The organism is Arthrobacter subterraneus, assembly GCF_900099735.1.
GTDB classification, from domain to species: Bacteria; Actinomycetota; Actinomycetes; order Actinomycetales; family Micrococcaceae; genus Arthrobacter_D; species Arthrobacter_D subterraneus.
This window is the reverse complement of sequence record NZ_FNDT01000001.1, coordinates 321,577-334,268: the sequence shown is the minus strand read 5'-3', so window position 1 is coordinate 334,268 and position 12,692 is coordinate 321,577. Positions and strand designations below refer to the sequence as shown.

13 protein-coding genes and 1 pseudogene are annotated in these 12,692 nt (G+C 66.4%); 3 read left to right on the top strand and 11 right to left on the bottom strand.

Going from position 1 to position 12,692, the window contains the following annotated elements:
- Positions 1-119: 119 nt before the first annotated feature.
- Positions 120-359, bottom strand: coding sequence for a hypothetical protein (locus tag BLS52_RS18245; RefSeq protein ID WP_071416381.1), 240 nt, complete (start codon positions 357-359; stop codon positions 120-122).
- Between BLS52_RS18245 and BLS52_RS19085 the strand changes: the two are divergent.
- A pseudogene (locus tag BLS52_RS19085) lies at positions 322-492 on the top strand (IS1595 family transposase); the annotation flags it as partial. The gene BLS52_RS18245 and the pseudogene BLS52_RS19085 sit on opposite strands and share 38 nt — an antisense overlap.
- A 119-nt stretch (positions 493-611) precedes the next feature.
- On the opposite strand, the gene asd reads toward BLS52_RS19085, so the two are convergent.
- From asd to BLS52_RS01520, 10 genes are all read right to left on the bottom strand, one after another.
- A complete protein-coding gene (gene asd / locus BLS52_RS01565) occupies positions 612-1,766 on the bottom strand; it encodes an aspartate-semialdehyde dehydrogenase (RefSeq protein WP_090584247.1) in 1,155 nt (384 codons plus the stop codon).
- Between the two features lie 216 nt (positions 1,767-1,982).
- Positions 1,983-2,390, bottom strand: coding sequence for a hypothetical protein (locus tag BLS52_RS01560; protein WP_090584246.1), 408 nt, complete (start codon positions 2,388-2,390; stop codon positions 1,983-1,985).
- A 3-nt stretch (positions 2,391-2,393) separates the two neighbouring features.
- Positions 2,394-3,047: a hypothetical protein gene (locus BLS52_RS01555; RefSeq protein ID WP_090584245.1), complete on the bottom strand. Its 654-nt coding sequence runs from the start codon at positions 3,045-3,047 to the stop codon at positions 2,394-2,396.
- Positions 3,048-3,074: 27 nt separating this feature from the next.
- The gene (locus BLS52_RS01550) at positions 3,075-4,052 is read right to left on the bottom strand and encodes a hypothetical protein (RefSeq protein ID WP_090584244.1); all 978 of its coding nucleotides are present in this window, start codon (positions 4,050-4,052) and stop codon (positions 3,075-3,077) included.
- 46 nt (positions 4,053-4,098) lie between these two features.
- On the bottom strand, positions 4,099-4,698 hold the full coding sequence (locus BLS52_RS01545) for a dihydrofolate reductase (RefSeq protein WP_090584243.1): 600 nt from the start codon (positions 4,696-4,698) through the stop codon (positions 4,099-4,101).
- Positions 4,695-5,498: a thymidylate synthase gene (locus BLS52_RS01540; protein ID WP_090584493.1), complete on the bottom strand. Its 804-nt coding sequence runs from the start codon at positions 5,496-5,498 to the stop codon at positions 4,695-4,697. Before BLS52_RS01540 ends, BLS52_RS01545 begins: the two co-directional genes overlap by 4 nt.
- A 45-nt stretch (positions 5,499-5,543) precedes the next feature.
- Positions 5,544-6,509 (bottom strand): NUDIX hydrolase, encoded by a 966-nt coding sequence (locus tag BLS52_RS01535; protein ID WP_090584242.1) that lies wholly within the window; start codon positions 6,507-6,509, stop codon positions 5,544-5,546.
- Entirely contained in the window at positions 6,509-8,734 is a 2,226-nt protein-coding gene (locus tag BLS52_RS01530; RefSeq protein WP_090584241.1) for an RNA degradosome polyphosphate kinase, read from the bottom strand. Before BLS52_RS01530 ends, BLS52_RS01535 begins: the two co-directional genes overlap by 1 nt.
- Positions 8,735-8,806: 72 nt before the next feature.
- A complete protein-coding gene (gene mshD, locus BLS52_RS01525) occupies positions 8,807-9,871 on the bottom strand; it encodes a mycothiol synthase (RefSeq protein WP_090584240.1) in 1,065 nt (354 codons plus the stop codon).
- A gap of 321 nt (positions 9,872-10,192) precedes the next feature.
- The gene (locus BLS52_RS01520) at positions 10,193-10,897 is read right to left on the bottom strand and encodes a winged helix-turn-helix transcriptional regulator (RefSeq protein ID WP_026545689.1); all 705 of its coding nucleotides are present in this window, start codon (positions 10,895-10,897) and stop codon (positions 10,193-10,195) included.
- Positions 10,898-11,152: 255 nt separating this feature from the next.
- On the opposite strand from BLS52_RS01520, the gene BLS52_RS01515 reads away from it, so the two are divergent.
- Positions 11,153-11,884 (top strand): hypothetical protein, encoded by a 732-nt coding sequence (locus BLS52_RS01515; protein ID WP_090584239.1) that lies wholly within the window; start codon positions 11,153-11,155, stop codon positions 11,882-11,884.
- A gap of 193 nt (positions 11,885-12,077) precedes the next feature.
- The gene (locus BLS52_RS01510; RefSeq protein ID WP_026545687.1) at positions 12,078-12,677 is read left to right on the top strand and encodes a nitrobindin family protein; all 600 of its coding nucleotides are present in this window, start codon (positions 12,078-12,080) and stop codon (positions 12,675-12,677) included.
- Positions 12,678-12,692: the final 15 nt, after the last annotated feature.

The following is a 12,692-nucleotide window of genomic DNA, read 5'->3' as shown; positions in this document are numbered from 1 at the left end:
GGCAGGGGAACGCCCCGCTTCAGGCGGCGACGAGCTGATCGCACAGATCGTATTCGGCATGGTCCGGCTGATACGGGGCGGGAGTGTAGACAGAAGGTGGCCAATGACGGACTCGGGGTCTACACACAATTATCGTGGCTTTCGCGCACATCGCCTTCGTCGCGTTTTTGCTGGGCAGCACATTGGCCAATATCTTCCGGTTCCCGTGGTTCGTATAGGCAGATGATCCAAAACCTGCCGTTCAGCGCCTGGCAGGAACCGCGGAACTGGTGAGCGCTCAGCTTGCCGTACTTCTGGCATGGGGGGTCTGTCATCATGATTGTCGCCTCCCAGCTCAAGCGCTGGATGATCGGCACCATGCATTACGGCGCCTCAAGGGAACAGTTCGCCTACTACCTCGACGAGTTCACCGTCCGGTTCAACCGGCGCACGTCCAAGAGCCGCGGGCTGCTCTTCTATCGCCTGCTGGACCAGGCTGTGAGTACCGGCCCCCATCCACTGAAAACCCTCGTTATCCCGGAAAACGAGAGGACTTCAGCTAAGCAGATACCTAATACACAGATTCGAAAGGCTGGGCCGGAGGTCTTGGGAGACGCCCGGAGCCGGCGCGCTTACAGGTTGCCGGTCGCGATGAGCAGCATGCGGCGCAGCGGCTCGGCAGCGCCCCACAGCAGCTGATCTCCCACTGTGAACGCGCTGATGTACTCCGGGCCCATCTCGAGCTTCCGGATGCGGCCGACCGGGATTTCCAGCGTTCCGCTGGCAGCCACCGGCGTGAGGCCCTGAAGGGTGGCTTCCTTGGTGTTGGGTACCACCGTTGCCCACTGGTTGTCCTGGTCGATCAGGTTCTCGATTTCAGCGACGGAGAGGTCCTCGGTGAGCTTCAGGGTGAGCGCCTGGGAGTGCGAGCGCATCGCCCCGATCCGCACGCACAACCCGTCGAACGGGATCCGGGTACCCTCGGTGGTGTCCTTGCCGAGGATCTTGTTGGTTTCGGCGCCGGCCTTCCACTCTTCCTTCGACTGCCCGTTGCCGAGGTCTGCGTCGATCCAGGGAATGACCGATCCGGCCAGCGGCACCCCGAACTGGGATGCGTCCATGGCGGGGTTTTTCTGCTGGGCCAGTACGGCGCGGTCGATGTCGAGGATGGCCGATGCCGGGTCCGCGAGATTTCCGGCGACAACGCCGTGAATGGAACCGAACTGGTTCAACAGTTCACGCATGTGGCGGGCTCCGCCGCCGGAAGCCGCCTGGTAGGTCATCGAGGTGCCCCACTCGACGAGGCCGTTCCGGAACAGACCGCCGAGACCCATCAGCATGCAGGAGACGGTGCAGTTCCCGCCGATGAAGTCCCGTACGCCGCGGGACAGGCCGGCGTCGATGACGTCACGGTTCACCGGGTCCAGCACAATGATGGAGCTTTCCTCCATGCGCAGGGTGGATGCAGCGTCGATCCACAGTCCGTCCCACCCGGCGTCGCGCAGCTTGGGGTACACCTCGGAGGTGTACCCGCCGCCCTGGGCGGTGACGATGATCGGCAGCTTGGCGAGGGTCTCGACGTCGTACGCGTCCTGCAGCGGGCCGGCGCCTTCCGCGAACGCCGGAGCGGTTCCACCGGCATTGGAGGTCGAGAAGAAGACCGGGTCGATGAGGCGGAAGTCGCCCTCGTCCTGCATGCGCTGCATCAGGACCGAGCCGACCATTCCGCGCCAGCCGACGAGCCCGACTGAGGGCACGGACGAGGGCAGGTGCGCAGCGGTTGTCATGCTTCCAGTTTAGGGGAGCGGGGCAAACTGCCCACCTCGGTTACATCCTCAGCGAAACTTCCGCCTCAGCCTGGGGAACCGCAGCCGGGCCAGGGTCCAGCGGGAACGACGGCGTGGAGCTCAGTTGGCGGGGCATGCCAGGGTCCAGCGGGAATGACGGCGTGGAGCTCAGTTGGCGGGGCATGCCAGGGTCCAGCGGGGGTGACGGCGTGGAGCTCAGTAGGCGGGGCGCGGAAGCCCGCGTTCTTCGCGCAGTTTGTGCGCGCGCCACTCACGGATGAGGTTCCGCACTGCGTACACCTCGAGCAGGGCCAGGAGCGCCGGGACAATCAGGAACCAGCCGGACTCCGGATCGCCCTCCACGAACAATCCATGAAGCGGCAAATAAAGGAAGACGCCGATCACAGCCCCGATGGCGAGCACGTACACCAGATGCCCCCAGCGCGTGTTGATGCGCGGACCCAGCCCGAGCCGGCCCACACCGTACTCTTCGGGCGTGTAGCTGACGAGTTCCCCGGTGACCGCCCGCATCAGCACGCGCTTCTCACCGGTCAGCCGGATCTGCGCCTCATGTGCCGCCGTCGTTTCGGCGTCACGGGCTTCCCGCTCCGCGTTGTACACCATGGATCAGTCCTGCCGGAGTGTGCGGAGCCGGGCCAGGACGTCCTCGTCGGAAAGCCCCTGTTCGGATTCCACCGAATCGGCTCCGGGGAGCCGGCTCCCCACCGTCCAGGCGCCTGATTCGACCTTGATGAGAAGTTCGCCGGCGTCGGGCGTCTCGCGGTTCCGGACAATGGCACCGCCGTCGGGGTGCTCGGCGCAGTGCGACCGAACGATGAAGAAGTTCGCCTCGGCGCCGGTGATATCGGGCCGCTTGGCCATCGCGAACCAGGTGAGGTGGCTGCGCGGCTGCATCAGGATGTCATAGTCGTCCGACTCGATCGAGAGCACGCTGTCGGAGTAGTCCGGCGCAACGAGGCTGATCTCGATCCGGCGGCGCGCCGTTGTCAGTGCGCGGGTGACCGCGGCTACCGGCCCGGCGACCGAGAGCACCCCGTCCGGCTCGGCGAACGCCAGCCCACGCGCCACCAGTGAGGAGCCTCCCGCAGCAACCAGGCGCGTGTCTCCGATTTCGTCGGCAACCCGGAGCGCCGCGGCGCTCTGCGTGGCCGCGGGACCCGGAGCAAGGTTCAGCAGGGCAGCCACCTCGGCGAATCCGAATCCGATGGCGTCCGGATAGGGAGTGTCGGCCTGCCCGGGTTTGGACACGGTCTCGGTCATCGTGCTGCTCCTTGTGAAATTGACGTCCTAGAAACCAAAGAAATCGCCCACCGCATCGGCGCCGTCGGCAATGGCGCCGCCCACATCGCCGGCGGTGTCGGCGATGGCGCCGCCCACTGCGTTGACGGCATCCTGTACCACCGGAACGTTGTCATAGATGGCGAGGGCACCGCTGGCGACCATAGCCACCGTACCGACCGGCGGCGGCGCAAACGAGGCGATCCCGAGGGCGGTCTTCACGCCTGAGTAGGCGGCCGCGCCCTTGTCTCCCTCGTTCCAGTGGACCACCGTGTCATACAGGTCAAGACCGGTGCCCACCACTCCGAGTCCCTTGCCCAGCCCATCGAAGGCCGCGAACGCACGCGAGCCTTCCGTGAGGTTGAGGGCGGTGTGCCAGTTGCCGTCAAACAGGTCGCTGGAGGTGTTGAAGAACCCGCTGAGCATGTTGGAGCTGCGGAGCCCTGTCCAGGCCGTGGGGTCCAGGAACCCGCCGCGCAGGGCAGGCGTCAGCATGGCCCCGATATCGAACAGGCCGGCACGGATATTGGGGAAGGCCTTGATGAGCTGGTAGATGTCCCAGCCGTCCCGGAAGGGGGAATCCGGTCCCAGGAGCCAGTCCGGTCCCGGAACGTTTGCGTCCTCGCCCGGGGAGTGGGTTTGCCCGGGCCACCCCGCGGGAGTCATCCCCGGACCACCAGGACCTCCAGAACCACCAGGACCACCGGGCCCGTCAGCATCCGAGCTGGTGCGCTCCTGGTCGGCGGCCTGCTCCAGCAGCTCCGACTTTGCCCGGTCAAGGCTCGCCGAAGCGGACAGGATCTGCAGCCGGAGGACGGTATTCCACTGCTGGCGGGTGCGGTCGGCGTCGCTGCCCTTCCAGAACCCGGGATTGTTGATCACGGCCGACACACCGGCTGAAATGTCCAGCAGTGACTGCGCCCCCGTGCCGCAGTGCTGCGCCAGTGAGCGCAGCTGATCCGGGTTGGCCCCCAGCGTCCCAGTCATTGTTCCCCGCGTCTTTCCCCGAATACGATCCCTGTGGTACCTGAGGCTACCCGGCGGAAGGCGCATCCCGCGATGGGGAGGGCTGCCCATGAGCGGGGTCCTGGATCCACAGGCCGATGCGGAACCGCGTGCCGTTGCCGGACGTGGTCCAGCCTCCGGACGGATCGGTTCCCGCGAGGGCCCAGGCGCTTCCCAGAGCGGGCGCGTAGGTGTCGCCCTGCTCGGTGGAATCGATCACCGTGACCAGCGCAGCGTGGGCGTGCGGTGCCGCCTCCGAGTAAATCTGGCCGCCGCCGATGACCCAGATCTCCTCAGCGCCCTCGCTCCGCCGAGCCTCACTGAGCGCGTCCTCGAACGAGCCGACGACGACGGCCCCCGGGAAATCTTCGCGGTTGCGTTGCTGCCTGGTCACCACGATGTTGGTACGGCCGGGGAGCGGGCGGTACTTCTCGGGGAAGGACTCCCAGGTGCGCCGGCCCATGATGACCGGATGTCCCTCGGTGGTCCGTTTGAAATGGGCGAGGTCTTCGGGCAGATGCCACGGCATGGTGCCGTCCCTGCCGATGACGCCGTCCACGGTCTGTGCCCAGATCATGCCGACCAGCGGTGTTCCCACGGCTGCTGCCGGGCTCAGCGGTTCAGTCATACGGCGATCGGGGCCTTGATTGTGGGGTGGTGCCGGTAGTTTTCCACCGTGAAATCCTCGAACTCGTAGTCGAAGATGGTGGGCGGCTTCCGGTTGATCCGGAGCGCCGGGTACGGGTACGGCTCGCGGGACAGCTGCTCGGTGACCTGGTCCAGGTGGCTGTCGTAGATGTGGACGTCCCCGCCGGTCCAGATGAATTCGCCGGGTTCCAGCCCCACCTGCTGCGCCACCATGAGGGTGAGCAGCGCGTAGGAGGCGATGTTGAACGGCACACCCAGAAAGGTGTCCGCGGAGCGCTGGTACAGCTGGCAGGAAAGCCTGCCGTCCGCAACGTAGAACTGGAAGAAGGCGTGGCAGGGCGGCAGCGCCATGTTCTCGATGTCGGCGACATTCCACGCCGAGACGATGTGCCGCCGCGAATCGGGGTTGGTCCTGAGCCCCTCGATGAGCCGCTCGATCTGGTCGATGTGGCCGCCGTCGGGCGTGGGCCAGGAACGCCACTGCACGCCGTAGACGGGACCCAGCTCACCGGACTCGTCCGCCCATTCGTTCCAGATTTTGACCCCGCGTTCCTGGAGCCAGGAAACGTTCGAATCGCCGCGCAGGAACCAGAGCAGTTCCAGTGCCACCGACTTGAAGTGAACCCGCTTGGTGGTGATCAGCGGAAAAGACTCTGCCAGGTCAAACCTGAGCTGGCGTCCGAACACGCTGAGCGTGCCTGTGCCCGTGCGGTCGGACTTCGAGGTGCCGTTGACCAGGACGTCGCGGAGCAGGTCTTCATACGGAGTGGGAACCGGAATAGTCACGACAATCAGTCTAGGACCTGTCGAGGTGTGCGCCCTGAATCAGTCATCGTAGGCCCGGAACTGCTCAACCGAGACAATTTTCCCGGACTTCCTGAGGCTCACCTGGCAGATGATCGCCTCGCCGGGAGAGAGATAAGGGTCCGACGCCGGAAGGAGACTGGCGAGATGGAGCGGCATGTGCGCCCGGAGTTCGTCCAGGATCAGGGGCAGGACCGGCCGGTGGCTGCAGACTGCCACCGAGGCTCGCTTGTCGAACACTTTCTCGATGGTGGCCCGTGCCCGGCCCGGCTTACGGGCGGCGTCCCGCTCGGTGATGGCGTCGACGAGTTTGAGCTTCGCGTTTGAGCGCTTCACGTACGGCATCACCGTCTGAACGCAGCGGTCCCATGGGCTGCTGACAATGCGCTCGGGCGACCACGCCTGCAACAGACGGCTCACGGCCAGCGCCTGGCGGCGCCCGGATGCGGCGAGCGGGCGTTCGCCCTCAGCCCGGGTCCAGGAGGACCTCGGTTTGGCCTTGGCATGACGGACGACGATCAGCGGCCAGGTGTCCAGGTCATCCGACGCGGAGGCTTCCACCAGCGCGGACAACGGCTCCCGGTCGGAGGGGTTGCTCAGCAGCTCGGCCGCACGTTCAGGGGAACACCAGAGGAATGCGTCGACTTCCTTGCCGTCGGGCTTCGGCGTGAGGCCCTCCGCCTTCGCAGCCCAGTAGTGCACCACCTTCAGCCCGGACGCCACCGGGTACTCGATGGACGGGAGCGGGATACCGAGCTTTGCAGTGAATCCGATCTCCTCCTGGACCTCCCGGACGGCGCATTCCGGCGTGGTTTCACCGGCGTCGATCTTGCCCTTGGGCCAGGACCAGTCATCGTAGCGGGGACGGTGGATGAGCAGGACCTCCAGGACGCCCTGCCGCTTGCGCCAGCACAGTGCTCCGGCAGCGACGACGGCGGCGCCGGACTTGCTCTGCTTCCTGTCGACCGCGGTGTCCGGCTGGACCATCACTGGCGGGCCGGCCGCAGACGGCTGCGCGACCGGGATGCGAGCAGCCAGGACTGCACATCGCTCAGGGGGTTGCCGTCGTCGTCCTTGTGGTGGCGGATCCACTCGCCGTCACTGTCCAGGTGCCAGCTTGCCGTGCCGGCGTCGAGGTAGCGGTCCATGAGTGAGATCAGGTACGTGAGGTGTTCGGGAGAGGACAGCTGCACCAGCGCCTCCACCCTGCGGTCCAGGTTGCGGTGCATCATGTCCGCAGAACCGATGAACACGGCGGGATCGCCGGCGTTGGCGAAGGCGAACACCCGGGAGTGTTCAAGGAACCTGCCGAGGACGGAGCGGACGGTGATGTTCTCGCTGAGTCCGGGAACCCCCGGGCGCACCGAACAGATGCCGCGGACAATCACATCGACCCGCACACCGGCCTGCGAGGCACGGTACAGGGCGTCGATGAGCGCTTCATCCACGATCGAGTTCACCTTGATAATCACGCGCGCTTCCAGGCCGGCCTCGCTGTTCGCGATCTCCTGCTCGATGCGTTCGATCAGGCCCGAGCGCACGGACCGCGGCGCCACCAGCAGACGCTTGAATGTCGACTTGGGCGCGTACCCGGAGAGCTGGTTGAACAGGCGGGAGAGGTCCTCGCCCACCTCGTGGTTGGCGGTGAGCAGCCCCAGGTCCTCGTAGTAGCGGGCGGTGCGGGGGTGGTAGTTTCCGGTGCCGATGTGGCAGTAGCGCCGCAGCCCGTCGATCTCCTGGCGCACCACAAGTGAGAGCTTGCAGTGCGTTTTCAGTCCCACGATGCCGTAGACCACGTGAACGCCGGCCTGCTCCAGCTTCCGTGCCCAGGAGATGTTGGCCTGCTCGTCGAAGCGGGCCTTGATCTCCACGAGGGCCAGGACCTGCTTGCCGGCTTCCGCCGCGTCGATGAGGGCGTCCACGATGGGGGAGTCGCCGGAGGTCCGGTACAGGGTCTGCTTGATTGCCTGCACCTTGGGGTCCACGGCGGCCTGCTCGAGGAATGCCTGCACGGAGGTGGAGAACGAGTCATACGGGTGGTGCAGGAGGATGTCCCTGCGCCGCATGGCAGCGAAGACGTTGGCGGCCTTCGAGGTTTCACTCTCATTGAGGTCGCGGCTGGTGTGCGCCACATGCTTGGGGTAGTGGAGGTCGCCGCGGTCGATCCCGGCGATGACGGCGAGTCCGCGCAGGTCCAGCGGCGCGGGCAGATCATAGACCTCCGCATCCTCAACGCCGAGTTCCCGGGACAGCAGCGCCCGGATGCTGGGGTTGATGTCCGTGGTCACCTCGAGGCGGACGGGCGGGCCGAACCGGCGCCGGAGCAGCTCCTTTTCCAGCGCCTGCAGGAGGTTTTCGGCGTCGTCTTCCTCGACCTCGAGATCCTCGTTGCGGGTGACGCGGAAGGTGTGGTGCTCAAGAACTTCCATGCCGGGGAACAGCTGGTCCAGGTGGACCGCGATGACCTCCTCCAGCGGGATGAAACGGGCCGTCCGCCCGGCCACGTTCCCGGCTCGGGGTCCGTCCACGGAGATGAGGCGGGGCAGCTGGTCCGGCACCTTGACGCGTGCAAACAGCTCCTTGTCGCTCACCGGGTTGCGGACGACGACGGCGAGGTTCAGTGAGAGCCCGGAAATGTAGGGGAAGGGGTGGGCCGGATCCACGGCGAGGGGGGTGAGGATCGGAAACACTTTTTCCGCGAACAGCTTGTTCAGTTCGGCCCGCGCCGCCTCGTCGAGCTGGTCCCACGTGGTGAGGTGGATGTTCTCAGCTGTCAGGGCCGGCCTGATCTGTTCCGAGAACACGGCGGCGTGGCGTCGCTGGAGGGCCAGCCCGTCGCTCATGATCGTCTCGAGCTGCTCGATGGGGCTCAGCCCGGCAGCGGAAGGCACGGCGAGCCCGGTGGCGATGCGGCGCTTCAGGCCTGCGACGCGCACCATGAAGAACTCATCGAGGTTCGAGGCAAAAATCGAGAGGAAGTTCACCCGTTCCAGCAGGGCAAGGTCAGGGTCCTCGGCAAGGTCAAGGACGCGGGCGTTGAAGTGCAGCCAGCTCAGTTCGCGGTCAAGGAAACGGTCCGCGGTGATCTCGCCCGAAGGCAGGAGGCTCGGGGCGAACTCCGGGATGTCAATGCGGTCCTGGGTTGCGCGGGCGGGAGCCACTTCGGATGATCCATACCGTGCCGGGACCCGGGCGGCGGTTTCGGCTTCCATGGTGTCTCCTTTTGTGGATTCGGTGCGGCACTCAACCCGCCCTGCGAGGCTGCGGTTGAGGCTCCTTCAACCTTACAAGTTGTCCGGCGTGTTGCCCGGTGCGTACATGACATCGACGTCCCAGCGGGTGAACCCGAGTGACCGGTAGAGCGCAACGGCGGCGGTGTTGTCAGCGTCGACATACAGCATGATGGCCTGCAGCCCGAGGGAGTGCAGATGCTCGATCCCGGCAATGGTCAGCGCCTTGCCCAGGCCCATGCCCTGCGCAGCCGGGGTCACGCCCACCACATAAACCTCCCCGATGGCGGGGTGCTTGCCGCTGCGCGGATGCACCTTGGTCCAGTGGAAGCCAAGGAGCGCACCATCGGATTCCCGCACCGCGAGGATCAGGCCCGCGGGATCGAACCAGTCCTCCGCCATGCGCGCCTGCAGGTCCTCAAGCGTCATGGAGCCCTGCTCGGGGTGGTGCGCAAAGGCGGCAGCGTTCGCTTCAAGCCAGGCCTGCTCGTCCCGGCCCGGTTCAAAGGTGCGTAGCCGTACCCCGTCCGGCACAACGGCGTCGGGCACTGTCGCTTCCAGCGCTGCCCTGGTCTGCCGCATCCGCCACAGTTCCCGTACCGGTGTGAAGCCGGCCTTCACAGCGAGTTCGACGGCGGCGGCATGGTTGCCGTGCGACCAGACCCGCAGCTCGGGAAGGTCGGCGCTCTGCAGCGCGCGTACCAGGCTGGTCCCGACACCCTGGTTCCGGTAGGTGGGACGGACCACCAGCTCGAGGACGCCCGGCTGCCCCGGGCTGCGGGGGAGGCTGACGACGGCGACACCGGCCAGTTCCTCGCCGTCGTCACGGGTGGCATCGCTGCGAGTGCCATTGTTGGGGGTGCCGTGGGTGTGGGCCTCTTGGGTGGCGGCCTGGTTGTTGCTGCGGCGGTGGCCGTCACTGGCGTAGGTGGCGAAGACCAGGAGGGACTCCGGGTGGTGCTGAGAGGTGCGCAGATTGACGAGCGTCTGTTCCGACAGGGGCGGGTTACCGTCCGCGTCCTCCGCTGCGCGGGCGAGGGCCACGATGTCCCCCAGGACCTCGTCTCGCGGGGCTCCGTCGATGGTGAGAATGGGCCAGGTGGGTGCTTCAGCCGTCATGGCAGTAAGCCTAGTGGGCGAGGGCCCCGACGCGAGCGAAGCGAGTGTTGGGAGCGCACTGGGCGCTAGTGGGCGAGGTCCCCGACGCGAGCTGTTTTTGGCGACGCCCGGGAGGTGTTGTAGGCTTTTCAAGCGCTCGAAAGAGGGCAACCGGGGGGATGCGCCAGTGGGGCGCCCTCGATACGTTCGACCCGTATGTCCTCCACCAATCCATAAGGCTCCCTTTCCGCAGCAGCGGGGAGGGAGCCTTTTTGCTATGCCCCGTATGACGGCGAATGTGCCACCGGCGGACGCGGATCCGTGCTGCGGGACTAGAGGCCTCTAGGCCTGCTGGGTGACGGCGGAATCGTCCGGCTGGCGGCTCAGGGTGAACCTGTAGCCCACGTTGCGGACGGTCCCGATGAGCTGCTCATGGTCCGCTCCGAGCTTGGCGCGCAGCCGGCGGACGTGGACATCGACTGTCCGGGTTCCGCCGTAGTAGTCATAGCCCCAGACCTCGTGCAGCAGCTGGTCGCGGGTGAAGACCCGGCCGGGATGCTGCGCAAGGTATTTCAGGAGCTCGAACTCCTTGTAGGTCAGGTTCATCGGTTCGCCGCCCACCCGGGCCGTGTAGCTGGCTTCATCGATGACGACGCCGGAGGCGTGGATCTCACTCGAAACTTCCTCCGCCGCGGTGTTGGCCCGTGCGATCACCAGACGCAGCCGCGCTTCCACCTCGGCCGGCCCCGCAGAGTCGAGAACGACGTCGTCGGCCAGCCAGTTCGCGGCAACCGCCGCCATTCCGCCTTCGGTGAGGACAAGCATCAGCGGTGCGCTGAGGCCGGTGGCGCGCAGCAGTTGCGTGAGGGAGCGGGCTCCGACCAGATCCTTGCGGGCATCGATGATGACCACGTCGCTGGGTTCGGTCTGAAGCAGGGCTGTCGGCTCCGCCGGGAGGATGTGCACCTTGTGGTTGAGCAGTTCAAGCGCGGGCAGGATCTCCACGGACGAGCCCGGGCTGTTTGTCAGCATCAGGATGTGCGGCATATGTCCTCCAGGGATTGGGACGCGCATCATCGGGCGGGGCGCCACGGTAACCGGGCGCCGCGGGCGGCGTGTGTTCCCGCAGACCGGCAGCGGATTCCATTCAGTATACCGGTGTGACCGCCGGCACTGTCGTAACATGGCGCCGCAGGATGCCCGCACCGCGGCAGCAGCCCGAAGAATCGGCCCGGGCCGTGCGCGGCCCGTTTTCGACGCTCCGCGCACGGGTAGTGCAGTATTGCAGGGGTGAGGAACTTGATGGCGGCACTGGTCGCGGTGGTCGCGCTGGCCGCCATCGTGGGCGCGTCCTACCTGTCCCTGCCGGCGACCGCCGTCGTCGTCGGTGTCCTGGTCCTTGCAGCGGCCATCGGGTGGCCCTACGTCCTCGGAGTTCCGGCGCGCAAGAGTCAGTCGACGGCCATCGCGCTCAGCGCGCTCGCGGCATGCGCTGCCGCCTACGTGTCGCCGTCCGGGGCTGCGCTCACCTGGCTTCCCGTGGCGGTTGCGCTCGGTCTTGGCGCGGTTTTCCTCATCCAGCTCCTGCGCGGCACCGGACAGAGCTTCCGCCTCGAATCAACGCTGGGCACCAGTTCCGGCGTCCTGCTGACGGCGCTCGGTGCCGGCTGGATCGCCGCCGAGAACCTCAGCGTGAACGCCGGCACCTCCGGCGTCACACTGGTGACCGGCATCAGCGTCCTGGCCGCGCTCCTCGTTACTCTCCTGCCCTGGCCGGACCGTATGGTCGCCCCGATCGGCGTCCTCCTTGCCGCGCTCGCCGGACCGCTGTGCGCGCTCGTCTTCACCGACGTCGAGGAACTGCCCGCAGCCGTCATCGGCGCGGTATGCGGCGCAGTCATCATGGCTGCCCGCCGCCTGGTGATCAGCCGCGATACTCCGCTCAGCGCACCGGCGCTGATCGCTGTCGGGGCGGCTCCGATCCTCGGGCTCGGCTCGCTCGTCTACTTCCTGGAGAGGCTCCTGCTGAGCTGAAAGCGACCCGCCGACGGTGAAGTCACGGTGGCGTAACCGTCGGAATCACAGCGTTAGGATGGAACCATGTCAATTCTTGCGCTGGAAATCTTCTTCATCTCGCTGCTGGTGATCGCCGGGTTGGGCATGGCCGGTTTCGCGGCGCTCGTCATCGCGCGCCTGTACAAGGGCCAGAAGTAGCGTCCGCTGACCCATGTCCTTTGAGATCCCCACGGACCTGACTCCCGAGCTGGTTCCGCTGTCCTGGCTGCTGGGCACCTGGGAGGGTACCGGCAGGTTGGGCGAGGGCACCGCGGATTCCGAGCACTTCTTCCAGCGGGCCACCTTCACCCAGCACGGACTGCCCTACGTGCAGTACACGGCGGAGAGCTGGCTGACCGATGAAGAGGGCAATACCCTCCGGCCGCTGTCGGTTGAGACCGGATTCTGGGCGCTGGACCGCAAACTGAACGACGCCGACGTCGGGCCCGGTCTTTCCCCCGCTGACATCGTGCCTGCACTCAAGAGCGCCGATGAGGTGGAACAGTTCCGCAATGAGGCGGGCGGATTCAATATCACGGCCACCATCGTTCACCCGGGCGGCATCGCGGAACTGTATTACGGCAGTATCAAGGGCCCGCAGATCCAGCTCACCACGGATCTCGTGATGCGCGGCCAGCACTCCAAGGAGTATTCGGCAGCCACCCGGCTGTTCGGGCTGGTGAACGGCGACCTCTACTGGCGCTGGGACATCGCGGCGGAGGGCAGCTCGCTGGAAGCCCATGCTTCCGCGATCCTCGCCAAGGTCTCCTGAGCCGCACCGGTGTGG

Bases quoted from the DNA above. Each gene is read 5' to 3' on its own strand.
- BLS52_RS18245 (WP_071416381.1), bottom strand. From the start codon at position 359: ATGGTGCCGATCATCCAGCGCTTGAGCTGGGAGGCGACAATCATGATG.
- asd (WP_090584247.1), bottom strand. From the start codon at position 1,766: ATGACAACCGCTGCGCACCTGCCCTCGTCCGTGCCCTCAGTCGGGCTC.
- BLS52_RS01560 (WP_090584246.1), bottom strand. From the start codon at position 2,390: ATGGTGTACAACGCGGAGCGGGAAGCCCGTGACGCCGAAACGACGGCG.
- BLS52_RS01555 (WP_090584245.1), bottom strand. From the start codon at position 3,047: ATGACCGAGACCGTGTCCAAACCCGGGCAGGCCGACACTCCCTATCCG.
- BLS52_RS01550 (WP_090584244.1), bottom strand. From the start codon at position 4,052: ATGACTGGGACGCTGGGGGCCAACCCGGATCAGCTGCGCTCACTGGCG.
- BLS52_RS01545 (WP_090584243.1), bottom strand. From the start codon at position 4,698: ATGACTGAACCGCTGAGCCCGGCAGCAGCCGTGGGAACACCGCTGGTC.
- BLS52_RS01535 (WP_090584242.1), bottom strand. From the start codon at position 6,509: ATGGTCCAGCCGGACACCGCGGTCGACAGGAAGCAGAGCAAGTCCGGC.
- BLS52_RS01530 (WP_090584241.1), bottom strand. From the start codon at position 8,734: ATGGAAGCCGAAACCGCCGCCCGGGTCCCGGCACGGTATGGATCATCC.
- mshD (WP_090584240.1), bottom strand. From the start codon at position 9,871: ATGACGGCTGAAGCACCCACCTGGCCCATTCTCACCATCGACGGAGCC.
- BLS52_RS01520 (WP_026545689.1), bottom strand. From the start codon at position 10,897: ATGCCGCACATCCTGATGCTGACAAACAGCCCGGGCTCGTCCGTGGAG.
- BLS52_RS01515 (WP_090584239.1), top strand. From the start codon at position 11,153: ATGGCGGCACTGGTCGCGGTGGTCGCGCTGGCCGCCATCGTGGGCGCG.
- BLS52_RS01510 (WP_026545687.1), top strand. From the start codon at position 12,078: ATGTCCTTTGAGATCCCCACGGACCTGACTCCCGAGCTGGTTCCGCTG.